Genomic DNA, 22,522 nt, shown 5'->3' on the forward strand with positions numbered 1-22,522 from the left:
CGACCCGGCCTCATCGCGCCGCCGGCCGCTGATCGCCGGATGATCTTCGGTGCCTTGGTGACCGTCAGCCTCCGGGCGGTCGCCACAGCGGTCGCCTCAGCCCGCAACATCGTGGTGACGACGACCGCACTCGACACCGTCGACCCCGAGGAGCCGGTGACGATCCTCGCGCCGGTTGTTGCCGTGCTCGGCGCGATCGGAGCCGTGTTCAAACCCGGAGAGAGCGTCGTCGACAGCTACTGTTTTCGGTGGGTTCGAAGCCTGCTGCCACACGCTGACAGCGTGGCCAACGATCGCGGCTTCTACACCACCTACACGATCCGCCCGGAAGCCGAGGCCGTCGGGGTTTGGCATGGCTCGCTGGACGAGCTTGAGGCGACGCTCCGCGAGGAAGGCTATCACTTCGGGCTGTTGGCGTCCCACAAGGAGCTGCCCGATGGGCGGCGGGAGGTCAGCAGCTGGGTCGATGTCGGCGGCCCGGTCTGTTCGGGGCTGCTCGGCGTGCTCGAACTCCAGTTGCGAACATGGCAGACTCACGTGACGGTCTTCGAATGCGAGGACGGCGATGGCTATCTCGTGACCGCCCACCACGAGCGAGCGGCGTACTCAGCGCTGACCGCCTACTGGCATCTCCGCGGCCGGGATCTCAACGTCGAGAAGGGTCGGCGGATCGTTACCGAACAGTTGGCCGACGAGGCACGCTTCGAACCGGTCGACTGACCGCACTACGCGTCGGGAGAACCACGATAATATCGCAGATACCATGCCGACGCCGCGAGGCCGGCAGCAACGACGACCGGCCATCGATCCGTCGAGAGAAACAGCCCATCAAAAACGGGTCGATAGGTCGTCAACGGCCACAGCACGAATTTCATGCGGCCGGCTGGAAACGCCAACAGCGAATCGAGAACAAGATGCGAGCTCGTACCCACAGCGAGCAGCCCGAAGACACGCCGTCGATCGGTGTGTCGGACGACAGCGACACCGATCAGCACCGACACCAGTGTGCCACCGACCGTGTGGAGCGCACCCCAATCGAAGGGCAACCCCAGCCAGGCCTCCAGCTGCCACGACGGAACGAGGAGTCGGATCTTGGTGAGATCCGGGATAAACGCACCCATCATAGCGACAGTCACGTACGGTGGCGTCAGCCACTGATACCGGACAGACAACCCCACCGCAAGCGTGTAGGCGACCAGCGCATGGGTCAGCAGATCCGGCATTGAACGACAGTTTTCGTCGTCGTGTTTTGTCGTTGCGGTTTTGTTTTCGGTGCCGGCGGCTCTCACAACCGGTGTAGCTCGGTAGATACAAATGGACAGCCCACAACAGCAGAGACGTGTCGAACCCGCCACGCGATCCTGACCGGCCTGAGGCCGCCGTCGACGAGGCCGCCGATCCCGCCGACAATACGCCGACGGTCACGTGTAGTCAGTGCGATCGTACGTGGGCCCTTGAGTACGAGCTTGACGCGCTGTATGCCGGCAACCAAGCCTTCGAGCAGTTCGCCCTCGATCACAAACGGCATACAGGCCATTTCCCCGACGACGTAACGCCCTGGATCGCCGACTGCGATCGGTGTCCCGCGACTGAACAGTATCTCGACGAGGAGCCGGCCCGGCGGTGGGCCGAGACTCATGCCCGCCACACCACCCATCCGGTGTCGCTGACTCACAAGCCAAGCGACGTGGCCGTAACCGTTGCCGCAGACGAAACGCAGGACGCGGTACCGACAGCCGAACACGACGCAGAGTAGTCGGCGTCGACATCACCGGCTATGTCATTGTCGACGACGGCCAGCTAGTCGCTGGTCGCGGCCTCAGCAGTTTCCTCGGCCAGCCAGTCGTCAGCCCACGACTCGATTTCGTCGAAGACGGGACACAGTGACTGCCCTTTCGCTGTCAGGCTGTAGTAGGTTGCCACGGGGGCATCCTCCTCCAGCCGGCGGTCGACAAAGCCGGTCTCCTGGAGGTCATCAAGCACCCGCGAGAGGGTTCGGGAGTTGGCGTCCGTCGAGCGTTTCAGCTCGTTGAACCGTTTTTCACCCTCTTGGAGGTCATGAAGGATCACGAGCCGCCACGGCGAGCCGATCTGTTCGATCGATTCGACGACCGGACAGGGGTCGGTCGCCTCGACTGTCGAGTGCGTTGCCATTAGATATGTGCTGGCACCGAACCAGCAAAACCGTTCCGCCGGTCGCGCCGCCGTGGCTGCGTGGAGGCGACGAGGCATGTGCCGGTATCACAGCCGTTACCCGGTTGCTGTCGTGTCCGGGAATCGATATATAGGTTGCAGCCGTACAACTGGTTGCAAAATGTTAGTAACTGAAGCTGCGGAACTGCGATCGGACTCACACCACTCCAACTTGGCGGCGACGGGCCGCTAACCGGCGAGTTGTTTCTGCTTGGCCGACTCCTGTTCGGCGGTGTGCTCGCGTTCAACGGGCTGAACCACTTCCTCGATGCTGAGTCGATGGCGGGCTACGCTGGCGCGAAAGGCGTGCCCGCACCCGGACTTGCGGTGCCGGCGACCGGCGGGCTCCTGCTGTTTGGCGGCCTCGGCGTCGCCGCGGGCGTCCTCCCGACGCTGGCGGCCGGCGCGCTGGTCGTCTTCCTCCTCGTCACAACGCCCGTGATGCACGACTTCTGGGCGGCACCCGAAGAGCAGAAACAAAACGAGATGATCAACTTTCTGAAAAACGTCGCCATGACCGGCGCGGCCCTCGCGCTGCTGGCGATCAGCACGACCGCCTGGCCGTACGCCCTCGCCTAACGCTCACGACGAATCGGCGTTCGGATTGAGCACTTCGATCAGCGTGCCATCAGGGTCACGCAGGAAGCAGATTTTCGTCCCCGTCGCGGTCGTCTGCGGCGGGCTCAACGTCTCGACTGACGCCGGTAACGAGTCGTAAAGTCGTCCACGTCGTCGACCTCGACACCGAGATGTGTCGCGCCCGCGTCGTTGAGGGCAGCCGGGGAGCGGTCGTCACCGGCTGGGTCGTAGGCGACGAGTTCAAGCCGCACCGAGTCAAGCTCGAGGTGGACGAATTCCGCGCTTGCGTTTTCGATGTCGACACCGGTGGCGAAGGCATCGCCGTCGACGCTGAACTCGGCGAGGCGGTCACAGTCGAAGACGGACTGATAGAATTCAGTTGCGGCATCGAGGTCGGCGACGGTGATACCAACGTGGTGGGCGGTTAGATCAGCCATGTCACCCCTGGGGTATCGTCGCATCAAAACGCTTCGAAGTACAGTCGGCGACTGTTAAGCAGCCGAATCCAGGCGTAGAGAGCGGTTTCTCGGTCGAGTTAGGCGAGGAAGACGTGTCGCGGGCGGTCGGCCAGCACGTCGCGGCCCCACTCGACAGTATCTTGGAAGTCATCCGAGCGGAAGAAGCTCATCGCGTCCTCCTGGGACTCCCACTGGCTGGCGATGAACATGTCGTTTTCGTCCTCCTCGTTGACCATCAGATCCGTTTCGAGGTGGCCGTCCATCTCGGCGAGAACGCCGCCGACAGTCTCGAATTTGTCGACAAAGTCCTCGCGGGAGTCGGGTTTGACGGTGTAGAACATGCCCATCGTCCCGAAGCCGGATTCCTCGCCAGCACGCTCAACGATCCCCGGTAGCTCCGAGAGGAAGCCGGCGGCGGTGTCGGCCGCGCTGGCGGTATCCCAGATGGAGACGACCGCGCTGCGGTCGCGGTCGGCAGCCTCGTAGACTGCGGTTTTGACGTGGGTGCCGTAGTGTTCGAAGTTGCCGCGAAGCCCCTCGACCTCCTCGAAGAGCTCGTCGGTGTCGGCCTCCGAGTACAGGACGGTCGCATACACATCCTCGCCGTGAGGTTGGCCGGCGTAGATGTCCATATCCGCGAGTTGGCCACGGATCTCCTCATCGTCAGCGTCGCCATCGTCGCTATCGTGGTGCCCGTCGCCATCGTGATGGCCGTCGTCGCCGTGGTGGCCGCCAGCATCGCCGTGGTGGCTACCGTCGCCGTCGCCGTGGTGATGACCGTCACCGTGGCCCTCACCGTGATGATGGCCACCGTGGTCGTCGTGCTCGGCAGTCGGCACCGCCTCGCCGTTGAGGTAGGCCAATAGATCCTCGGGTGGGAACCGCCGGCCGATGTAGAAGCCGGGGAACTCGCCGTACTTCGAGGTGGCCTCGTCGAACCGCATCTCGTAGACGATATCCTTGATTTTGACGGGATCCTCAGCGAACAGCGTCACGCCCCACTCGTGGTCGTCGAAGCCGATCGAGGAGGCGATGATCTGGTCGATGTCGCCGGCGTACTGCTTGCCGGTTGCGCCGTGGCCGCTCATCATCTCGGCGCGCTCCTCGAAGGGGAGGGTGTACCAGTTGTGCTCCTCGCCGCGACGCTTGCTCATCGGGTAGAAACAGGCGTACTCGTTGTCGGGGATCTCGGGTTTGAGCTTCCCCTCGATATACTGCCGGAGGCCCTCGTTGATCTCATCGCCTTTGAAGTAGTCATCAGAGACGTAGCCCGAGACCTCCGTGACCGACACGTAGGAGGTGGGTTGGGTCGTAAACTCCGCGAGTGCGGTGCGTTCGAACTGGCGTTCAGCCTTCGAGAGCAGATCAAGCGTCGGGCGAAGATGGACGATCATGAGGTCAGCCTTGTGACCGATGATCGAGAACACCGCCGAGGTACCCTCGCCGTCGGGGCTGTCGGCGGCCGACTCGTGGCTTGCCAGATACTCACGCCCGGCGCGGGCCGCCCGCTCGCGTTTCTGCTCAGGAGCGTTGCGCCACGCATCCCAATCGATCTGCCGGAAGTCATGCAGCATATACCAGCCTTCGTCGGTTTGCGGGACTTCGACCATGCCTGTGGTTCGCGCTACGCGGGTATGGAACTTACGTGTCTTTTCACCAAGTGGCAACCGACGGCCAGAGCGAATCAGTCGACAACGGTCGCCTCGGTGTCGACATCGGCAAGCTGGAGCAGATGCTCACCAAGGTGTTGAGCCAGCAGTGGTGGGACGGCGTTGCCGATCTGGGTGGCGATCTCATCGAATGAGCCCCTGAATTCGAATGTATCGGGGAAGCTCTGGATACGAGCGCCTTCGCGGAGCGACAGCCCGCGGTTTTCGGTCGGGTGGAGCTTATCACGTGGCACAAAATCGGTCGTCAGGATCGTATTCGACTGCCCGTCGGGATCGAGCCGCATGTATCGCGGTCGAATCCCGGATTTCGTGTTGAGGTCGTAGCCGAGGGTGTCGCCGTCCTCGTCGGTGCGGAGCCAGCCGTCGTCGTGGAGCCGGGTTAGTGCCGACTGCACCGCCGCGTCGTCGGCGTCGAGATGGTCGGCGATGAGGTCGTCGGGAACCGCCCCCACGGATTTCCCGCTCATACGGAAATCCTTCCGAGAGCGATGACGGGCGATGAATTCGAGGACAGCCTGCTCGGTGTCGCTAAATCGATGGGCGAGCAGTTCCCAGACCTGACGATACCGGTCGCCGAACCGGCTAGAGCGGTACATCTCACCAGGGTTCAACGCGGCGACGATGTGTTGGGTATCCTCGTCGCTGGCGGGCTCCTTGGCAACGTGATTCCACGTCTTTTCGGCCCCATCGCGGATTTGTTGGAGATACGCGTTGTCAGGGTACTCAGACAGCGGCGGCAGGTCGACCTCGCCGGTCTCGGTCGGTGCCGGCAAGTCCGCCAGCGCGTCGGCGACGGTCGTCCAGCTTTGCACCGGCTCGCCGGTGAGTGTCTGTTGGCCGTCGCTGTGTTCGGTGTAGGGGCCCTCGGGGAGGGATGGCTCGGCTGGCAGATCGTTGCGAACGCCACAGTAGATCACCCGCTCGCGCGTCTGTGGCACCCCGAAATCGGCGGCGTTCAGCGTCTCCCAGGCGACCGTGTAGCCGGCAGCGTCGTATTCATCGTCGATGGCGTCGAGAAAGGCGTCGCTGATCGTCGTCATCCCGGCGACGTTCTCCATCAGCACATACTTCGGCTGGAGCTGTTCGACCGCCCGAATGAAGGAGAACACGAGTTGGTTTCGCTCGTCGTCGAGGCTGCGCTCGCCGCGGGCGTCGCTGAATCCCTTGCAAGGTGGGCTCCCGAAGACAATGTCGACATTCTCGTCGTGGAGTTCGGCGGGCAGGCCGTCGCTGAGGTCGTGAGTGATGGCTGTCGCCGCGTGATTGGCCTCGAAGGTCGCCAGCGCGTGGTCGGCGATATCGACGCCGTAGTCGACATCGATACCGGCCGCTTCGATCCCCGCGCTAAAGCCTCCGGCCCCACAGAACAGATCGACGGCGTGCATGTCGTATGCGGTGTTACAGACGCCCGTATTTAGCCTCCCGGGACTACAACGTCTTGTCGCCGGCCAAGGTCTGTAGCTTCTCGATGTTGTCCTCGGATTCCTCTAAGAGGAAATTAAACAGACCATCCATCGTACCCGGGCCGCCGAGTGCATCCCAAAAGTCCTCGGCGATCAGCATGCCGTCGCTGGCTTGCACGTCGAAAAACGCCTGTGGCGGCCACCACTCGTAGTCAGCCAGGCTGCCGTAGGGGTTGAACGGAAACACATACCGACAGATCGGCGTCGGCTCCTCGCGGTGGCTGTAGGCCGCGACGGTCTTCAGCATCTGGCGTTTCGACTCCATCGTCTGATCGCGGTTTGGTTTCGGCGTTTTGATCTCCGCCGCAAGCGGTCGCCCGTTCTCGAAGTCTTCGACCCACAGATCCCACGTGATCTTCCCGATCGATTTGCGGTCGGTGTCGGCGGCGGCACCATCAGTAATCTCCGCCTGCTCCTGTTGCCAGTCCGGTTCTCTGTCGCCGTCAGCCAACTCGGCGATGATCGTCTCGATTCGGTTCTCCGCTGCATGGCTAAGGTGGAGGTCAGTACAGGCATGCTGTGTTGCTGCCGAACCAACCGCATCGTTCGTCTCCGCGACCGCCTGCCCGAAGGCCTCGTACATCTGCTGGCCAAGTTTCTGGGTGAAGCTCCGCTCAAAGTTTGCCAACACCCAAAACAGCGGCGACGGCATCATGATCGCCTTGAACGCCTCGTTGCGCTTGAATTCATCCCAGTCGAACTGTTCGGCCTTTTCCAATGGTCGCTCGAAGAAGCCGTTTGTTACCGCACGAAGCTCCTCTTTTGTGGCCGCATCAAGTTCGTGGTCGCCGATGTGGTCGAAACGCTGCTCCATCGAGTAGGCATTGCCGGGTAGCGGTAAAACAATTCGTCGCGAAGGGCGGGGAGCCAGCGGGCTATTCAGTTCAACAGCCGCGGGCCAAACACCATCAACACCAGGCTGATGAGCATCATCAGCCCGACCCCGGTTGTCACAACCCGCGTGAGCGTGGGCTTCGCCGTCGTCGGCAACCGCGAGACGATCGCCTCCGTTGAGGTACGAAGGATGTGGCCGCCATCAAGCGGGAACGCCGGGATGCAGTTGAACAATGCGAGGTTGATATTGATCCAGCCAGTCCAAAACAGCAGATTTGCCAGCAGGAACACGCCGCCGTCACCGAGGGCAGCCAGCGGGCCGACAGCCTCGTAGAAGGCCATGTTGCCGTCGACAAAGCCGGCGAAATTGTAGTTCAGGGTCGGATCGACGACCGCCGCAAACGGCAGGATCAACAGGAACAACAGGACGACAGCGACCCCATCGGCGATCTCACCGCCGAGAATCGAGAGATACGTGCTCGCGGGATACGGCTGAATGCCAAAGCTGTCGACGCCGATGCCACTCAGCCCTGTCGCATCGGTGATCCCGATGTAGGTGCCTGTCGGCTCCTCGGGGTGTTCAGCCAACTCGATTGTGTAGGTGTCGGCCTCGCCGTCAGCGTAGGCGACAACCTCGATCGTCTCGCCGACAGTCGTGTCGTCGAGTGCCGTTTCAAGATCACCAAATGTAACGGTGCGCTCGCCAGCAACCTGCGTCAGGATGAGCCGATCGCCCGCTTCGGCGGGCGTCATCGACAGCGGCCCCTCAGGGGCGACACTGCCGAGGACGCCGACCGGGCCGGTGAGGCGTTTGGTCTCACCGGTTTCGCCATCCTCGGCAGCGATCTCGACAACCGGGGAGTCGGCGTCAGCGGCCGCCGCGTGGATCTCGGCGTTGGTCTGGACGGCCGTCCCGGCGACCGCGGTGATCGTATCGTCGGTGGTGAGTCGTGGGGTGTCGCCGCTGTCACCGCTCCCATCACCGGTCGCAAACGGCGAGTCGGCGATCATGCGGGTCACAAGCGGCCGTTGTTCGACGGTTGTTTCGGTGCCGTCGGCGAGGGTCGCTGAAACGGTGGGCGATCCGGCAGCCGCCAGCGCGTCATCGAGGGCGGCGTTGGAGTCGACCGGCTGATCGTCGATCATCACGATCTGGTCGCCGGCGGCGATGTCGGCGTCGGCAGCCGCGCTGTTCGGATACACGCCACCGACACTCGCGCCGTCGGCGACGGCAATCGCACCGACGACCGGGCCGAACAGCAGCGCGAAGGCGAGAACCGTGATGATGAGGTTGTTGAGAATCCCGGCTGCGTACATCCGTGTACGAGGGCCGCGGGCGGCGGCGTCGACGCTGTCCTCGTCGGGTTCGACGAACGCGCCGACCGGGAGGAAGGCGAGCAGCGCGACCCCCATCGAGTCGATTTCGATGTCCTCAACCCGGCAGAGCAAGCCGTGGCCGCCCTCGTGGACAACCATGCCGACCAGCAGGCCGAAGACGATCTCCGGGGCAACAGACAGCGGTAGAAAATCGTTGACGCCGGGTATCACAAGGACATTTTGCGGGCTCTGGAGAGTGCTTTCCATTGGCGGGGACTCGATGATCTGGGCACTCTGATAGATCAACAGCACGAAGGTGCCGACCATGATGACGAGGGCGGCCCCGACGCCAACGTTGCCGATCGCGCGCCAGAACCGCTTTGGCCGCGCCAGTCGGGTCAGAAACCGACGACCGCGTTTGGTATGGATCGTCAGCAGCGGCCCGCTGACCGAGATGGCATCGGGAAGCAGTCCCCGGCGGTCGGCTGCAAGCACCACCGCGGTATAGATGACGACGCCCGCAAGAACCCACGACAGCGTACTCATTGGCTGCCATTAGAGACCGGTACGGAAAGGTAATTCGGGTCACCACGACGACTGGTGGGCACGACGACCGCCGCCACCGCGATCAACACCTGAACACACATATACCGGGATCACAAAGGGTGATGCATGAACGCATTCGGCGGCTTCATCCTACGGCTGTTGGGTAACCTCATCGAGATGCCGGTCGTCTTCGTCGAGCAGGTGATCAACGGCGATCCGATTGCGGCGATCCTGATCGCCTTCGGCAGTCTGTTTGTGCTTGGGGCGGTCGGCGCCTTCGGCTATGTTGTCGCTGGCGCGCTGGGGATTCCACTGCCAAATCTCGGCCGTGGGCCGTCTGATCCGGTTGAATAGCGCGTTATCGCTCAAACACAAGTCGATCGCCGACTGCGACGTTGTTGTCGGTTGTCCAGTTGCGGTTGACCTCGAAGACGTACTGTCCGCGGCCCGGATACGTCTGCTCCGCACCATTTTCGTCCGGCCCTGGCTCGGGGGCGTTGTGAATCTCCGTGATCTCGCCGGTGGCATCGGCGTAGATGATGTCGAGGCCGAAGCTCATATCCGGCATAATGTAAGTGTGGTCGCCAACTGAATCGTACGTGAACAGCATACCGCCATCCGTTGGCATCGACTCGGCCGCGCTGAGCCCGAGCCGCTTTTTTCACTGGTATCTGCGATCGCTGCCAGCACTGCTCCTCGGAGTTCCCCATCGTCGCCGCGGACAACGACCGGTGTCGTCTCGTAGCTCGCATATGGACCGGTCGGCCAGTCGGGATCAAGTGCTTCAGCAGCGGCTTGTTCCTCGGTGGTAAAGTCGGGGATACCGCTAGCAGTCTCGTTTGTGTCGGCCTCGTCGTCGGTGCGATCGGTCTGACAGCCAGCAAGTGCCAGCGGCAGGCTTCCAGCAAGCAGGGCTCCCAGTCGTCGCCGGTGCATGGCGATGTCTCAACTGGTGGCCACTTAGAAGTTCGCGACGACGGGGGCTCAGTTCGTCGCCTGCTCGTAGGCCTCGGCTGCGAGTTCGACAGCGTCCTCCAGGTCGGGGCCGAGTGGCGACCCAACAACGATGCTGTCGGCGTGGTCGGTGACCGCGGCCATCTGTGCGGCTACGTCGTCGACCGTGCCGGCCATACAGAAGGCGTCGATCATCGCCGGCGTCACCAACTCGAAGGCCGCCGAAAACTCACCCGCGCTGATCTTTGTGCCGATCGCCTCGGCCGTCTCGCCGTCGATATCGTGGCGATCAAGGACGGGCGGGGCCGCGCCCGCGGTGATGTAGGCGACCGGCGGGCGGGCGGCCTCACGGGCGGCCTCGCGCTCGGCGGCGACACTGACACTGGCGTAGGCCGCGAGGTCGAACTCGCCGCGGTGGTCGGGGCGGTCGGCTTCGCCCTTCTCGGCTTGCTCGCGCGCCCACGCGAGATCGGCTTTGTGGGAGCCGTTGAACAGCAGCCCGTCGGCGTGTTTCGCGGCCATCCGGCACATGTGCGGCCCTTCGCCGCCGACATAGACCGGGAGGTCAGCCCCGCTCGGTGGCTCGTAGTTGAGGCCAGCGTCGTCGGCCGCGAAGGTGCCGTCGTTGTCGACGCGCTCACCAGCCCACAGCTGTTGGGCGGTTTTGAACGCCTCAAGGACGGGGCGGAGCCCGCGGTCGTCGTCGAAGCCGAGATTTCGGGCGGTCGAGGGATCGCCCGGTCGATGCCGAACACGCCGCGGCCGCCGGTCGCCTCGTCGACGGTGGCGACCTTCGAGGCCAGCGTGACGGGGTGGATCTCGAAGGGGTTGGCGACGCCCGGCCCCAGTCGAACGTCGTCGGTTTCCACGCCGATGCGGTGGAGCGCGGCGAATGGGTCGCGGTTGTTGTAGTGTGAGGAGACAAACACCGTGTCGTAGCCGGCGGACTCGGCCTGGACGCCGAGCTCGGTGATCCGGTCGATCGGGTGCTCCGGCGTGAGTTCGATGCCGAACATCAGGCCTCACCTCCCGCCTGGTACGACCAGCCACGCAATGCCTGCCGGACGTAGTCACCCTCGATTTCCCGAAAGTGGTTGTCGCTGCCGGGGAGGTCGCCGAACTCGAAGTCGCGGGCGACGACCGCTGGCGTCCCGCCCGCTCCCTCGCCGGCGACGAGGTTGGCCGCCGCGGCGAGTTCGTCGATCACATTTTGCACTGTGACGCCCATCTCACGGCCGTCGCGGTCGCGTTGCCCGCGCCAGTCACGGCTTGCCGGCAGGCCATCCCAGCCGATGGCGACGCCGCGTTGGCCGTAGCGGAACGGTCGCCCGCAGGTGTCGGTGACGACGACGCGGTCGGTCGGCAACCCGTCAGCGATGCGAGCCGCGCTTTCGGAGGGTCGTTTTGGCAACAGCAGCAGATCGCCGTCGGGAACGTTCGAGCGGTCGATGCCGGCGTTGACGCCGATATGGCCGAAGCGGGTTTCAGTCAGCAGAAACGGGGCTTCCATCAGGAGGTCGACGCTCTCTTCGAGGACGGCCTGGGCAAAGCGGGGATCCTTCTCCTCGCCGGTGATCGCCGCGAGACGGTCGGCGATTTCGCGGGCTCGCGGGCCGGGCGGGAAGTCAGCGAGATCGGCGATACGGCCCTCAGCCTTCGAGACGACCGTGCTGGCGACACAGACCACATCGTCTGCTCGGAGGTCAGCCCGGTCGGCGATGATCGCCGCGAGATCGTCGCCCGGTTCGATCTCAGGGATGTCGGCGACGGTAAACAGTTCCATACCATGCGGTGGGGATGCGGGCTAAAAAGGCCGGCCATAGGGGTCGAACGAACCGGTGTTGCGGCAAGCGGCGGTGCCGACGGCTGTGGCTGTCCGCGTCGCTGCCGCCGACCTGTCGAAACCCCGAGGGATGGAAAGCATAGTATGGTGGGGCCCCAAGCATGGCTGATGACACACGTCGTCACCACCTTCCTCAAACATCGTGGTGCGGTGCTGTTGACCCAACGGGCAGCCGACGCCGACACTGATCCCGACCGATGGGATGGGCTGTCCGCGCCTTCTGCGGGCGGTTCGGCAGCCGCCGCAACGGAAGCCCGCAGCCTCGTCCGCGAGGCGACCGGCAACCCGGAGGTGCCGTTGGCCTCCGCGGGCGAGCCGGTGACCGTCAGCCGCGACGGCGATGAACGCACCCACTATCCGTTCTGTTTCGAGGCCCCGAGCCGCGACCTCGCGGATCTCCCTGACGTTGCCGACGCCGAGTGGACGACACCAACCGCGATCGTCGACCGCGAAACCGTCCCCGGGCTCTGGGAGGCCTACCAGCAGGTCGCCCCCTCGCCGGAGACGATCGCCGCCGACACGGCCCATGGCTCGGCCGCGCTGTCGATCCGCGCCCTGGAGGTACTCCGTGATCGCGCCGCTGTCGTCGACGACTGGGACGCGCTGGCCGAGGTTGCCGCCGAGCTGCAAGCCGCCCAGCCAAGCATGGCGGTGCTTGCCAACCGCGTCAACCGCGTGATGAACGGTGCCGAACAGTCGCCAGGAGCCGTCCACGATCGCGCCATCGAGGAGATCGATGCCGCCCTTGATGCCGACGCCGCCGCGGCCGCAACCGCCGCCGACCGGCTCTCCGGGCCGATCGCAACGCTGTCGTGGTCTGGGACGGTCAAAGACGCACTGCTCGAACTTGACGCGCCGGTCACCATCGGCGAGGCGCGACCGAACCGCGAGGGGATCGAGCTCGCGGAGGCCCTCGCCGACGACGGTGGCGACGTGACAGTGACGACCGATGCCGCGCTGGCGTCGGTGCTCGCCCGCGAGGAGTTCGGCGCCGTCCTCGTCGGGGCCGACACGATCCTGCCGACCGGCGATGTCGTCAACAAGGCCGGGACACGCGGGCTGGCACTCGCGGCTGAGGCGGCCGATATCCCGGTGTATGTGGTCACCGCCCGCGATAAGGTTTCGAAGGATGATACATTCCATCCTGAGGAGGGGCCAGCCACCGATATCTACGACGGTGAGGCCGAATTGAACGTGGCTAATCCACAGTTCGATCTCACACCGGGTGATCTCATCGAGGGTGTGCTCACCGAGGATGGCCTGCTGGATCAACGCGGGATCGAACTCGTCGCCGCCCAACATCGCTCAAACGCCGAGTGGCGTCCAGCGGCGTCGACGACGAGCCACTGAGATAGTTACTGTAGCAGTGGGCACAGCACACACCATCGAGTGGGGATGACAAACTGTACGGTACGTGTCTGCGCTGCTGGCGCGGGTGTTGAAGAAACCAGCTCGTACTATTGTTTGACAAACACACAACCGTTATACCAGCAGGGAACGAAGTAGATGTATGGAACAAAACGTCGGTGGCTTCGATCGGACGGCCCGCCTCGTTGGCGGCCCTATTGTCGCGCTTGTTGGGATCTTGGCACTACTACAGTTCGTTCCCGTCGGTACCGCTGTCGGGGCCGCACTCCTTGCGGTCGGGCTCGTTGTCTTCGGAACCGGAGTGACACAGTTCTGCCTGCTACACCGGCTGTTAGGCATCAACACCTGCCAGCGGTAGGCCAATTAGACTGTTCGCGCCGTCGACCGATCGGTGACCCGTTTGGTGAGCCACGCGGCGACACCGACGAGTCCTGAGAAGAGGATCGTCCCGAAGATGGCTGGATTGATACTTTTGATCCCTGACAGGCCGCCAAGGGAGACGTAGAGGATCGCCGCAAGGACGACCGCCGAAAGGCCGACCAGCGCGATCCCGATGGCGTTGAACAGGAGCTCCATGCGACTGTCCGGTGTTTGTGACTGGTGATCGCTCATATCCACGCATAGCTGTGTCACATATAAAATCAGCACTTGGATTCCCAAAATCTGAAAGTCAATTGAGCAGGGCTCACTCACCGAGGCTGATGGTAGCGTACCGCTGATTGTTGGCGATTTGATCGTTGATTAGGTAGTAACGGTGGCTCAGAATAATCCCTCGTCACACGGGGCTCGGTGGGGGTAACTATCATCATCGCCACCATCGGAACTTTGCTGTGGGACAGTAAGAACCCACGCTTCTGTGATCGATACGAAACAAAAGATGGCAGTGTGACTGGCGACCGTTAACTCATGAAGAGCCGCCGATCCGCGCGTTCGTGGGCCATCCCTCGAACGTCGGCCAGTGGGGCGAACGAACACATCGCCGTTAGCTCGGCGTCGTAATACTGCTCGCAGACCTCCTCGATTACCGGAAACAGCGTCGACAACTGCGCTTGAATCGCGGTATGGCCGAACCGGCCGAGCCGCTGGGCCGCGCCGAGCAACCCAGTGACCGAGCCGTAGGCACTCACCAGTGCGGCCTCCCGACAGCCGAGGCCAGCCTGCTGACAGACGACGCCGAGCACGACTGGGTAGTGACCCTCAGCGAGACCATCCTCGCAAGCGGCCGTGTACTCGCCGAGGAATCCGGCTGTATCGGTCGCAGCGAACGGGCCGTCGTCAATTTCATCAAGGAGTTCCAGCAGTTTGCCGCCGGCTTTCGTCGAGGAGTCGCGGAACTCCGCCGGCAACGTCGCCGCGCCGAGGCGTTCGTCGGCCGCGAGCACGCCGTCGAGATCGCCGGCCGCTGCCGACCGGTGGGCATGGCCGAGGGCGACGATCTCGGCGGGGCCAATAACCCCTCGAAGATAGCCTTCGATGAGCTCGCCGAGCTCGTCGGCCGCCTCGATGTCGTCCTCGTTGAGGTACTGTTCGACGCCGTAGGAGGCGGTGTAGGTTCCGACCGGCAGCATCGAATCCGACAGCCGCAACGCCGTCAGCAACGCCTCAGACGAGGTCATCGCGTCTCACCTGTCGCGGTCGCCGAGTCGGTGTGATCATGATCATGATCGTGGGAGTGGCCATGGTCGTGGCTGTGTTCATGCTCGTGGTCGTGATCGTCGTGGCTCTGATCGCTAACGTGGTCGTGATCGACGCCGTGGTCGGCTGCGGCGGTGTCGTCGTCGCCCTCGATGAACCGCTCGGCGTCGACAGTCTCGTAGCGCGTCGTCGCCCCCGCCGGAATGTATGGGCCCAACACGTCCTCGATGATCGCGCGGTCGGCTTCGACCGGGATGTAGAGCGTGGCGGCCTCGACAGCGAGATCCCAGTGTTGGTTGCCGATCCGGTGGCCGAGTTCGACCCCTGTCGAGACTGCCGCTTCGGTGGCCGGGAACTCGATGACGAACGCCTCCCGCTCCTCAAACGCGACGACGACAGCGCGGTCGTCGTTGCACAGCAGCACGTCGCCGGCGACGAGTTCCGGCTGGTCGACGAGCACGCCGAGATCGGTGCCCGCATCCGTCGTCACACGGAGCCGGGATCGTTTGCGTTCGGTGTCGTCGAGGACGACCGTCTCCAGCGTGCCGGCCGCCTCATGGGCGTCGATTTCGGCGGCGAGGTCGGGGTCGTCGTCGACGTTGCCGACGACGCCATCGACGCGTTTCATCGGCCGCGACCCTCCAGTGGCGCGCCCGTACCGAGCAGTGTCTGGCGGGCTTCGTCCCACGCAGCCTCGACGGCGGCGGTCACGTCCGCACTCCGGTCGCCGAGGGCACGGACGGTCACGCCTGCGTCGTCTTTGAGGACTGACGCGCCGGCAGCGATCTCGTGGTCGGTCAGCCGGTCGTGGATGGCGTCAGCGAGCGCGTCGGCATCGGCCGATAGTGCAAAGACGTAGAGCGTCCCGACGACAGCGTGCTCGCCGACGGTCGCCGGATCGCGTGGATCGCGTTCGTCCGGTCGCAGATCGACCGCGTCAGCACACACGAGCGAGTCATCGACGCGGGCCTCCAGCCGACTGTGGAAGTGGTCGAAGCTGAACGGCTCGTGATCGGTCAGCCCGTTCGGAACGAAGACATCGCCGACGATGACGGTCGCATCCGGGGCTACGTCGACGGTTGTCGTCTGCAGACACCGGGCGTCCTCGTTGAGGATCGTCGGCCCGGGAATGTATTCGAGATGGGCCCCTGATTCGGCGACGAGTGTCGCGTCGAGATGGGCGTAGCTCGCCTTCATCGTCTGGATTTTCGTCGCGCTTTGTGTTGTGACGTGTGCGCGCGAGCCGGGGCGCGCCTCGACCGAGAGCGTCTGGCGGTCGCCTTGGGTGACCGCGCCCGTTGGGTCCTGCAGACAGATCGTCGTCATCCCCGCAACTGGATCGCTGTCGAGCGTTCCCGTCAAGTGGTACGGCACCTTGACGAGATCCGAAATCAGCCGCGTCGGATTGTCGCCCTCGCGGGCGACGACGAGGTCGGCGATGCCCTCTTTCCCGTGACCGAACGCCGGCGACTGCGGCAGGTGTTCTGTGCCGTACTCGCGGAACGCCGGCGGGATGGTGTGGTCGGTAGCCGCGTCGCTATCGCTGTCGGTGTCGTTGTCGATGCTGGTATCCGCATCGCTATCGATGCCGGCGTCGCCGTCGGTGCCGCCCCCGCTGTCGCTGTCGGTGCTCACGCGAACAGAACGCTCCGTTCGATGTTGTCAACGACGTCGTCGATTCCCTCCTCGGCTTTGCAGTTCGTGAAGATCGTCGGCTCCTCGCCGCGAACCGTCTCGGCGTCCTCCTCCAGCACGTCGAGATCGACATCGACGTGCGGGGCGAGGTCGGTCTTGTTGATGACCAGCAGGTCGGCCTGCGTGACGCCCGGCCCGCGCTTCCGGGGGATGTCGTCGCCCTCGGCGACCGAGATGATGAACATGAAGTAGTCGGCGAGTTCGGGGTTGAACGTCGCCGCGAGGTTGTCGCCGCCGGATTCGATGAGCACTACGTCAAGCTCTGGGTGGGCCTCGGTGAACTCGTCGATCTTATCGAGGTTCATCGAGGGGTCTTCACGGATACCCGTGTGTGGGCAGGCACCGGTCTCGACGCCGGCGACGAGCTCCTCGTCGATCCGGCCGGCGAACGACGCCTGGAGTCGGTCGGCGTCCTCCTGTGTCATGATGTCGTTGGCGATGACGCCGACGTTGTAGCCGGCATCGTCGATCCGGGGGACAAGCTGCTGGACGAGGGCGGTCTTCCCCGAGCCGACGGGGCCGCCGAGGCCGACTTTCGCCACGTCTCTGTATCCCATCAGTCGAGTTGCTCCTCGGTGTCGGCGCGGATCGGCTCGTGGACGGTCACAAGTTTGGTGCCGTCGGGGAATGTCGGCTCGACCTGTACCATATCGACCATCTCGGGGACGCCCTCCATCACGTCCTCCCGACTCAGCAGGCTCGTCGCCTCCTCGCGGATTTCCGCGACGTTTTCGCCCTCGCGGGCGCGCTCACAGACCCAATCGGAGATGTAGGCGACCGTCTCCGGGTGGTTGAGTTCGATACCGCGTTCCTTCCGTCGTCTGGCGAGCTCTGCCGCCATGAAGATCGTGAGTCGTTCGTTGTCCTTGGGTGAGAGTTTCATAGCGTGTACCTCTGTGCGAGTGGGAGTTCCTCGGCCGGTTCACAGGTGACGTGTTCGCCGTCGACCTCGACCTCGAAGGTCTGGGCGTCGATCTCGATGTCGTCGGGTGCGTAATCGTTGTGCAGCATGTCTGATTTGCCGACCGCTCGCGTCCCCTCGACGGGGCGGACGGTCGAATCGAGATCGAGTTCGTCGCCGATGTCGTTTTCATAGGCAGCTTTGCTGACGAACGTCGTGCTCAGGGCGTTTTTCGCCTTGCCGACCGCGCCTTCTCGTGAGCGTTGCATCACGGGTTCGCAGGTCATCAGCGAGCCGTTGGCCTCGCCCATCTCGCTGTGGACGGGGAAGCCGCTCTTGATGACGTACTTTGGTTTTATGCCGAAGAACTCCGGCTCCCAGAGGGCGATGTCGGCCATCTTTCCCGGTTCCAGCGAGCCAATATACTGATCAATACCGGCGACCTTCGCGGGGTTGATCGTGTATTTCGCAATGTAGCGTTCGATCCGGCTGTTGTCCGCGTCGGTGCCCTCGTCGGCCGGCAGCGGCCCGCGCTGGGCTTTCATCTTGTGGGCTGTCTGCCACGTCCGGCAGATGACCTCGGCCATCCGCCCCATCGCCTGGGAGTCGGAGGTCATCATGCTGATCGCGCCCATGTCGTGGAGCACGTCCTCCGCCGCAATCGTCTCGGAGCGAATCCGCGATTCGGCAAATGCCACGTCCTCCGGCACGTCGGGGTTCAGGTGGTGACAGACCATCACCATATCGAGGTGTTCGTCGAACGTGTTGACCGTGTACGGCATCGAGGGGTTCGTCGACGACGGCAACATGTGCTCGTGGCCGATGAGTTCGAGTACGTCCGGCGCGTGGCCACCGCCCGCGCCCTCGATGTGGAAGGTGTGGATCGTCCGGCCATCGATGGCCTCGAAGGTGTCCTCGACGAAGCCGGATTCGTTCAGCGTGTCGGTGTGGATACAGACCTGCACGTCCTCTTCGTCGGCCACGTCGAGCGCGCTGTCGATGACAGCGGGCGTCGACCCCCAGTCCTCATGCAGCTTGAGCCCGCAGGCACCCGCATCGATCTGTTCGTGGATCGATTCGGGTTGGCTGCTGTTGCCCTTCGCGTAGAAACCGACGTTCATCGGGTACTCCTCGGCGGCTTCGAGGAACCGTTTGATGTTCTCGGGGCCCGGCGTACAGGTCGTCGCACCGCCGCCGTAGCCGCCACCCATCATCGTCGTGATCCCGCTGGCTAAGGCGTGGTCAAACAGTTCCTTGCTGTTAAAGTGGACGTGAATGTCGAACGCGCCGGGGGTGGCGATGAGGCCGTCGGCCGGCACCGCATCGGTGCTCGCGCCGATGATCAGGTTCTCGTCGACGCCGTCCATCGTATCGGGGTTGCCGGCTTTCCCGAAGCCGGCGACTTCGCCGTCCCGAACGCCGAGATCGCCTTTCTGGACGCCGAGAACTGGGTCGATAAGGACGACGTTGGTGTAGACGTAGTCGAGGGCTCCTCGGCTTGCGTCGTGCCGGGCTGCATCCCCATCCCGTCACGCATCGTTTTACCGCCGCCGAAGACCGCCTCGTCGCCGTAGGTCGTGTGGTCTTTTTCGATTTTGGCCAGGAGGTTGGTGTCGCCGAGCCGAATCCGGTCGCCTTCGGTCGCCCCGAAGAGATCCGTGTAGGCCTTTCGGGAGAGTTCGCGGCTCATTCGTCGCCCTCCATATACCCCTGCTCGCGGGCGCGTTCGAGAGCCGCTTCTTTGACGTCCTCGTCGTCGAGGTCGCCTTCGACGAGGCCGCCCATCCCCTTCATGATCCGGTCGCCGCCGTAGGCGACGAGGTCGACGTCCTCCTCACAGCCGGGTTCGAACCGGATCGCCGTGCCAGCCGGGATATCGAGCCGCATCCCGTAGGCGGCTTCGCGGTCAAAGTCGAGTGCAGGATTCGCCTCGAAGAAGTGGAAATGAGAGCCGACCTGTGAGGGTCGGTCACCGGTGTTTTCGACGGTGACCGACGCCGTTTCGCGGTCGGCGTTGATCTCGACCGGCTCGTCGGCGGTCAGCAGTTCGCCGGGAACCATGTCACTCATCGAGTCGCTCCCTCCGTGTGGGCCAGTGCAGTGTGGCTGGTGAACAAACGGACATAACAGAAGCCGATTCGAACAACACTACTAAAAATATTGGCTTTAGTGTAGTTATGATCAGCGTTGCTGCGGAAAATAAAACAAAATGTGTTAATGAGAATAGAGTGAACAATATTTGATTTTAACTGTCTGTGCCGGGCGTAAATTCGTCGTGTGCAAACTTTTCGCAGGCTCCGAAGTAGTTAGGAGAGACACCGAACCAACCAGTGACACGGCTGGGGACTGTTAGCTGGGTGCCATGATGGCCGCAGCGGATAGCAATGCAGGTCGGCGCTGAGGTCAAAAGGTTGGTCGACAATGCAATAAGAAATGGGTCGTCAACCCATCAGCCCCGGAGCGAGACCGGCAAGAATGTTGACCGCAAAGCCAAGGACGACCACGCCGGCAACGACCTGTGAGATCGCATGGACTCGCTCGCCTTGTGCTTTCGAGAGGCGGAACAGCGAGCCCGCCCCGCCGCCGATCAGCGCCATCGTCGCGATGATCGTCACGGTGTAGGCGGCAACGATCCCGATCATAAGCGGCTGACCGCCGGTAGGGATCGTCACCGAGATGAAGGCGATCATCGAGACCGGCGGCGAGAGGGTAAACAACGCGCCGACGGTGCCGATTTTGAGATATTCAAGCGTCGTATGGTCGTGTGCGTGCGGCCCGTGGCCATCAGTCGTGGGCCGAATCGATGCCGGCAGATGGAGGTGATAGTGTGAATGTGGCTCGCTCCCGTGGTCGTGGCGGTGGCGATGAATGAGCTTTCGCGTGCCAGTCACCCCAAGATACAGGCTCAGCCCCGCGAGGACGATCCCGACGAACAGCGTTCCCACCTGTTCGAGGGCCGGCGGAAAGGCAGTCGTGCCGAACAGTGCGTAAGCGGCAGCGATCCACACCACGACCAGCAGGGCGTGGCCGGCGGCGAAGCAGCCACCGACCAGCGCTGAGAGCTTCGGATCGCCCGCCTCGTGGGTGAGGGCGGTAATCCCCGCGACATGGTCGGGTTCGATCCCATGGGTGATCCCCAACAACCCAGCTGTGAGGAGATAGCCGACACCCGCAGTCAATCCAAGCCCAAGCCCGAGGTCGGCCAGTGGCTCAACCATTGTCCCTCACGTGCTGGCGCGGCTCGCGCTGTCGCTGTCGACAGGATCGGCCGCCTGTGGCGGACAGTCGTAGAATTTGTGTCTCTATGTTCATGCGGCGTGTTCGATCGCGTCTTTTTGTACGAGAGGGATAATGGTTGACGATATCGCAATATCTGCTCGAAAATGCAGCAGGATGCCAATCTTCGCAGACATCAGAGATCGACCGATGAGAACCAAGATATGGGTCAAGTATGACCACTATTGCGCAAATAACTACTCAGCGAGCTATTCATTCCCCATTCCGTATTTCAGTCTGATATTGATCCAAATAATTTGGACAAATGTGTAGTATATAAGGATATAACCAGTGTAATCATTTCCTCTAATCGTATATTGTCTGGTATTGATTAAGATAGAAGCGTTTATATACACTCTTTATCTCAACGGGAATGTCGACTATGAGCAGACAAACGCTTCGGAATGCGGCTGACCAAGTTGCATATGCACAGGAAACTGTTGAATACGTGGAGGGAAGCAAATGAGCGATAATCGTGTTTCTCGCCGATCAGTACTCGCGACCGGTGCGGCCGGTGTCGGGGCGGCACTCGCTGGCTGTTCCGGCGGCGGTGGCGGTGGCGGCTCCGAAAGTGACACGATCAAGATCGGCGTGCTCGAAGACCAGTCAGGTAACTTCTCGCTTGTCGGGACGCCGAAGTGGCGTGCTAGCAAACTCGCCATCGAGGAGATCAACGACAATGGCGGGATCATGGGCAAACAGATCGAGCTGTTCGATCCCGATCCACAATCGGACAATCAACGCTACCAACAGCTCACCGAACGGCTCATCCAACAGGAAGAGGTCGATGCGCTGTGGGCCGGCTACTCCTCGGCGACACGGGAGGCGATCCGCCCGATCATCGACCGGGAAGATCAGCTGTACTTCTACACGACCCAGTATGAGGGTGGCGTCGCCGACAAGAACGTGTTCTGTATGGGACCGACGGCCCGCCAACAGCTTGGCAGTGTCGTCCCCTACATGATCGAGAACTTCGGCACCGACATCTACACCATCGCGGCTGACTACAACTTCGGCCAGCTGTCGGCCGACTGGGTGAAAGTCATCGCCCAGGAGAACGGCGCGTCGGTCAACAACGAGGAGTTCATCCCGCTGTCGAACCAGAGCTTCGGCTCAACGATCAGCAACATTCAGGAGGCCGACCCCGACTTCGTGATGGCGATTCTGGTCGGTAACAACCACTCCTCATTCTGGAACCAGCGCACCTCCGCGGGGCTCGATATCCCGATGGGCACCTCGACCGTGATGGCCCAGGGCTACCAGCACAAACGGCTCGATGCGCCGGCGCTCAAGGATGTCTACGGCGGGTTCAACTACATGGAAGAGATCCCGACCGATCGCAACGAGGATTACGTCAGCCGCTACTACGACCGGTGGCCGGACGCCGGCTACGCCAACGAGGAGTCGATCAACAACTACTTCTCGATTTACATGTACAAGAAGGCGGTTGAGGAAGCCGGCACCACCGATCAGGAAGCCGTCAAAGAGGTGCTGAACGGTGGCATGGAGATCACCGGCGACAAATCACCAGAGGGCGACATCAGTCTGCAGGGGCCAGTCCACCACATGACACACAACATGCGTGTCATGAAATGCGACGCCGACCACAACATCACCGTCGAAGACGAACGGATGATCCCCGAGCAGTTCCTCTCGGAGACCGTCGGGATCGACCTCTCAGGGCCGGATAGCGAGCTGGAGAAGCAGTTTACGCCAGCTGACTACTACGACGTCGCAGGAGAGTAACTGATGACAACGGGCTTCGGCGCAACCGGTATGCTCACCCCCTC

General features: G+C 63.0%; 24 protein-coding genes and 3 pseudogenes. 7 read left to right on the top strand and 20 right to left on the bottom strand.

The window, feature by feature from the left end; genetic code table 11:
- Positions 1–39: 39 nt before the first annotated feature.
- A complete protein-coding gene (locus ACFQJB_RS08735; RefSeq protein WP_379726268.1) occupies positions 40–720 on the top strand; it encodes a hypothetical protein in 681 nt (226 codons plus the stop codon).
- 5 nt (positions 721–725) lie between these two features.
- On the opposite strand, the gene ACFQJB_RS08740 is transcribed toward ACFQJB_RS08735, so the two are convergent.
- Entirely contained in the window at positions 726–1,223 is a 498-nt protein-coding gene (locus ACFQJB_RS08740) for a metal-dependent hydrolase (RefSeq protein WP_379726271.1), read from the bottom strand.
- 116 nt (positions 1,224–1,339) lie between these two features.
- On the opposite strand from ACFQJB_RS08740, the gene ACFQJB_RS08745 reads away from it, so the two are divergent.
- A complete protein-coding gene (locus tag ACFQJB_RS08745; protein ID WP_379726274.1) occupies positions 1,340–1,756 on the top strand; it encodes a hypothetical protein in 417 nt (138 codons plus the stop codon).
- Positions 1,757–1,800: 44 nt separating this feature from the next.
- Here the strand turns inward: ACFQJB_RS08745 and ACFQJB_RS08750 are convergent, their stop codons facing one another.
- Positions 1,801–2,154: a winged helix-turn-helix transcriptional regulator gene (locus ACFQJB_RS08750; protein WP_379726277.1), complete on the bottom strand. Its 354-nt coding sequence runs from the start codon at positions 2,152–2,154 to the stop codon at positions 1,801–1,803.
- 240 nt (positions 2,155–2,394) lie between these two features.
- Between ACFQJB_RS08750 and ACFQJB_RS08755 the strand changes: the two genes are divergently transcribed.
- Positions 2,395–2,772, top strand: coding sequence for a DoxX family protein (locus ACFQJB_RS08755; RefSeq protein ID WP_379726280.1), 378 nt, complete (start codon positions 2,395–2,397; stop codon positions 2,770–2,772).
- A gap of 3 nt (positions 2,773–2,775) precedes the next feature.
- Here the strand turns inward: ACFQJB_RS08755 and ACFQJB_RS08760 are convergent.
- From ACFQJB_RS08760 to ACFQJB_RS08780, 5 genes and pseudogenes are all read right to left on the bottom strand, one after another.
- Positions 2,776–3,209 (bottom strand): annotated as a pseudogene (locus ACFQJB_RS08760) (VOC family protein).
- A gap of 98 nt (positions 3,210–3,307) precedes the next feature.
- On the bottom strand, positions 3,308–4,840 hold the full coding sequence (locus ACFQJB_RS08765; protein ID WP_379726283.1) for a heme-binding protein: 1,533 nt from the start codon (positions 4,838–4,840) through the stop codon (positions 3,308–3,310).
- A gap of 74 nt (positions 4,841–4,914) precedes the next feature.
- A complete protein-coding gene (locus ACFQJB_RS08770) occupies positions 4,915–6,285 on the bottom strand; it encodes a DNA cytosine methyltransferase (RefSeq protein ID WP_379726286.1) in 1,371 nt (456 codons plus the stop codon).
- A 43-nt stretch (positions 6,286–6,328) separates the two neighbouring features.
- On the bottom strand, positions 6,329–7,177 hold the full coding sequence (locus ACFQJB_RS08775) for a TdeIII family type II restriction endonuclease (protein ID WP_379726289.1): 849 nt from the start codon (positions 7,175–7,177) through the stop codon (positions 6,329–6,331).
- Positions 7,178–7,242: 65 nt separating this feature from the next.
- A complete protein-coding gene (locus tag ACFQJB_RS08780; RefSeq protein WP_379726293.1) occupies positions 7,243–9,060 on the bottom strand; it encodes a site-2 protease family protein in 1,818 nt (605 codons plus the stop codon).
- A gap of 126 nt (positions 9,061–9,186) precedes the next feature.
- On the opposite strand from ACFQJB_RS08780, the gene ACFQJB_RS08785 reads away from it, so the two are divergent.
- The gene (locus ACFQJB_RS08785) at positions 9,187–9,414 is read left to right on the top strand and encodes a hypothetical protein (RefSeq protein WP_379726296.1); all 228 of its coding nucleotides are present in this window, start codon (positions 9,187–9,189) and stop codon (positions 9,412–9,414) included.
- A gap of 4 nt (positions 9,415–9,418) precedes the next feature.
- Here ACFQJB_RS08785 and ACFQJB_RS08790 read toward each other — a convergent pair whose 3' ends face one another.
- The 4 genes and pseudogenes from ACFQJB_RS08790 to ACFQJB_RS08805 form a co-directional block, all read right to left on the bottom strand.
- On the bottom strand, positions 9,419–9,688 hold the full coding sequence (locus ACFQJB_RS08790) for a DUF192 domain-containing protein (RefSeq protein WP_379726299.1): 270 nt from the start codon (positions 9,686–9,688) through the stop codon (positions 9,419–9,421).
- Positions 9,616–9,996: a hypothetical protein gene (locus ACFQJB_RS08795; RefSeq protein ID WP_379726302.1), complete on the bottom strand. Its 381-nt coding sequence runs from the start codon at positions 9,994–9,996 to the stop codon at positions 9,616–9,618. The genes ACFQJB_RS08790 and ACFQJB_RS08795 overlap by 73 nt, the downstream gene beginning before the upstream one ends.
- Positions 9,997–10,044: 48 nt before the next feature.
- Positions 10,045–11,030: pseudogene (locus ACFQJB_RS08800) on the bottom strand (5,10-methylenetetrahydromethanopterin reductase).
- Positions 11,030–11,797 (bottom strand): coenzyme F420-0:L-glutamate ligase, encoded by a 768-nt coding sequence (locus ACFQJB_RS08805; protein WP_379726305.1) that lies wholly within the window; start codon positions 11,795–11,797, stop codon positions 11,030–11,032. Before ACFQJB_RS08805 ends, ACFQJB_RS08800 begins: the two are co-directional and overlap by 1 nt.
- A 168-nt stretch (positions 11,798–11,965) precedes the next feature.
- On the opposite strand from ACFQJB_RS08805, the gene ACFQJB_RS08810 reads away from it, so the two are divergent.
- Both ACFQJB_RS08810 and ACFQJB_RS08815 read left to right on the top strand, forming a co-directional pair.
- A complete protein-coding gene (locus ACFQJB_RS08810) occupies positions 11,966–13,207 on the top strand; it encodes a translation initiation factor 2 (protein ID WP_379726308.1) in 1,242 nt (413 codons plus the stop codon).
- A gap of 160 nt (positions 13,208–13,367) precedes the next feature.
- Positions 13,368–13,583 (top strand): YgaP family membrane protein, encoded by a 216-nt coding sequence (locus ACFQJB_RS08815; protein WP_120103209.1) that lies wholly within the window; start codon positions 13,368–13,370, stop codon positions 13,581–13,583.
- 5 nt (positions 13,584–13,588) lie between these two features.
- Here ACFQJB_RS08815 and ACFQJB_RS08820 read toward each other — a convergent pair whose 3' ends face one another.
- The 9 genes and pseudogenes from ACFQJB_RS08820 to ACFQJB_RS08860 form a co-directional block, all read right to left on the bottom strand.
- Positions 13,589–13,837, bottom strand: coding sequence for a hypothetical protein (locus ACFQJB_RS08820; protein ID WP_379726311.1), 249 nt, complete (start codon positions 13,835–13,837; stop codon positions 13,589–13,591).
- Between the two features lie 287 nt (positions 13,838–14,124).
- On the bottom strand, positions 14,125–14,841 hold the full coding sequence (locus ACFQJB_RS08825; RefSeq protein WP_379726314.1) for an urease accessory protein UreF: 717 nt from the start codon (positions 14,839–14,841) through the stop codon (positions 14,125–14,127).
- Positions 14,838–15,488 carry an urease accessory protein UreE gene (gene ureE, locus ACFQJB_RS08830; protein WP_379726317.1) on the bottom strand — a complete coding sequence of 217 codons (651 nt, stop codon included), beginning with the start codon at positions 15,486–15,488 and terminating at the stop codon, positions 14,838–14,840. The genes ACFQJB_RS08825 and ureE overlap by 4 nt, the downstream gene beginning before the upstream one ends.
- Complete coding sequence (locus ACFQJB_RS08835) at positions 15,485–16,423, bottom strand: urease accessory protein UreD (RefSeq protein ID WP_379728002.1); 939 nt, start codon at positions 16,421–16,423, stop codon at positions 15,485–15,487. Before ACFQJB_RS08835 ends, ureE begins: the two co-directional genes overlap by 4 nt.
- Before the next feature lie 68 nt (positions 16,424–16,491).
- The gene (gene ureG, locus ACFQJB_RS08840) at positions 16,492–17,112 is read right to left on the bottom strand and encodes an urease accessory protein UreG (RefSeq protein WP_379726320.1); all 621 of its coding nucleotides are present in this window, start codon (positions 17,110–17,112) and stop codon (positions 16,492–16,494) included.
- Positions 17,112–17,438 (bottom strand): urease subunit gamma, encoded by a 327-nt coding sequence (locus tag ACFQJB_RS08845; RefSeq protein ID WP_120103214.1) that lies wholly within the window; start codon positions 17,436–17,438, stop codon positions 17,112–17,114. Before ACFQJB_RS08845 ends, ureG begins: the two co-directional genes overlap by 1 nt.
- Positions 17,435–19,146: pseudogene (ureC, locus tag ACFQJB_RS08850) on the bottom strand (urease subunit alpha). The gene ACFQJB_RS08845 and the pseudogene ureC overlap by 4 nt, the downstream one beginning before the upstream one ends.
- Positions 19,143–19,526: an urease subunit beta gene (locus ACFQJB_RS08855; RefSeq protein WP_379726324.1), complete on the bottom strand. Its 384-nt coding sequence runs from the start codon at positions 19,524–19,526 to the stop codon at positions 19,143–19,145. The pseudogene ureC and the gene ACFQJB_RS08855 overlap by 4 nt, the downstream one beginning before the upstream one ends.
- Positions 19,527–19,897: 371 nt before the next feature.
- Positions 19,898–20,674 carry a hypothetical protein gene (locus tag ACFQJB_RS08860; RefSeq protein ID WP_379726327.1) on the bottom strand — a complete coding sequence of 259 codons (777 nt, stop codon included), beginning with the start codon at positions 20,672–20,674 and terminating at the stop codon, positions 19,898–19,900.
- Between the two features lie 520 nt (positions 20,675–21,194).
- Here ACFQJB_RS08860 and ACFQJB_RS08865 point away from each other — a divergent pair.
- Positions 21,195–22,478 (top strand): urea ABC transporter substrate-binding protein, encoded by a 1,284-nt coding sequence (locus tag ACFQJB_RS08865; protein WP_379726330.1) that lies wholly within the window; start codon positions 21,195–21,197, stop codon positions 22,476–22,478.
- Positions 22,479–22,522 lie beyond the last annotated feature (44 nt).

The organism is Halonotius sp. GCM10025705, assembly GCF_042662885.1.
In the GTDB taxonomy this organism is placed as follows: Archaea; Halobacteriota; Halobacteria; order Halobacteriales; family Haloferacaceae; genus Halonotius; species Halonotius aquaticus.

Bases quoted from the DNA above. Each gene is read 5' to 3' on its own strand.
- ACFQJB_RS08735 (WP_379726268.1), top strand. From the start codon at position 40: ATGATCTTCGGTGCCTTGGTGACCGTCAGCCTCCGGGCGGTCGCCACA.
- ACFQJB_RS08740 (WP_379726271.1), bottom strand. From the start codon at position 1,223: ATGCCGGATCTGCTGACCCATGCGCTGGTCGCCTACACGCTTGCGGTG.
- ACFQJB_RS08750 (WP_379726277.1), bottom strand. From the start codon at position 2,154: ATGGCAACGCACTCGACAGTCGAGGCGACCGACCCCTGTCCGGTCGTC.
- ACFQJB_RS08765 (WP_379726283.1), bottom strand. From the start codon at position 4,840: ATGGTCGAAGTCCCGCAAACCGACGAAGGCTGGTATATGCTGCATGAC.
- ACFQJB_RS08770 (WP_379726286.1), bottom strand. From the start codon at position 6,285: ATGCACGCCGTCGATCTGTTCTGTGGGGCCGGAGGCTTTAGCGCGGGG.
- ACFQJB_RS08775 (WP_379726289.1), bottom strand. From the start codon at position 7,177: ATGGAGCAGCGTTTCGACCACATCGGCGACCACGAACTTGATGCGGCC.
- ACFQJB_RS08780 (WP_379726293.1), bottom strand. From the start codon at position 9,060: ATGAGTACGCTGTCGTGGGTTCTTGCGGGCGTCGTCATCTATACCGCG.
- ACFQJB_RS08785 (WP_379726296.1), top strand. From the start codon at position 9,187: ATGAACGCATTCGGCGGCTTCATCCTACGGCTGTTGGGTAACCTCATC.
- ACFQJB_RS08790 (WP_379726299.1), bottom strand. From the start codon at position 9,688: ATGCCAACGGATGGCGGTATGCTGTTCACGTACGATTCAGTTGGCGAC.
- ACFQJB_RS08795 (WP_379726302.1), bottom strand. From the start codon at position 9,996: ATGCACCGGCGACGACTGGGAGCCCTGCTTGCTGGAAGCCTGCCGCTG.
- ACFQJB_RS08805 (WP_379726305.1), bottom strand. From the start codon at position 11,797: ATGGAACTGTTTACCGTCGCCGACATCCCTGAGATCGAACCGGGCGAC.
- ACFQJB_RS08810 (WP_379726308.1), top strand. From the start codon at position 11,966: ATGACACACGTCGTCACCACCTTCCTCAAACATCGTGGTGCGGTGCTG.
- ACFQJB_RS08815 (WP_120103209.1), top strand. From the start codon at position 13,368: ATGGAACAAAACGTCGGTGGCTTCGATCGGACGGCCCGCCTCGTTGGC.
- ACFQJB_RS08820 (WP_379726311.1), bottom strand. From the start codon at position 13,837: ATGAGCGATCACCAGTCACAAACACCGGACAGTCGCATGGAGCTCCTG.
- ACFQJB_RS08825 (WP_379726314.1), bottom strand. From the start codon at position 14,841: ATGACCTCGTCTGAGGCGTTGCTGACGGCGTTGCGGCTGTCGGATTCG.
- ureE (WP_379726317.1), bottom strand. From the start codon at position 15,488: ATGAAACGCGTCGATGGCGTCGTCGGCAACGTCGACGACGACCCCGAC.
- ureG (WP_379726320.1), bottom strand. From the start codon at position 17,112: ATGGGATACAGAGACGTGGCGAAAGTCGGCCTCGGCGGCCCCGTCGGC.
- ACFQJB_RS08845 (WP_120103214.1), bottom strand. From the start codon at position 17,438: ATGAAACTCTCACCCAAGGACAACGAACGACTCACGATCTTCATGGCG.
- ACFQJB_RS08855 (WP_379726324.1), bottom strand. From the start codon at position 19,526: ATGAGTGACATGGTTCCCGGCGAACTGCTGACCGCCGACGAGCCGGTC.
- ACFQJB_RS08860 (WP_379726327.1), bottom strand. From the start codon at position 20,674: ATGGTTGAGCCACTGGCCGACCTCGGGCTTGGGCTTGGATTGACTGCG.
- ACFQJB_RS08865 (WP_379726330.1), top strand. From the start codon at position 21,195: ATGAGCGATAATCGTGTTTCTCGCCGATCAGTACTCGCGACCGGTGCG.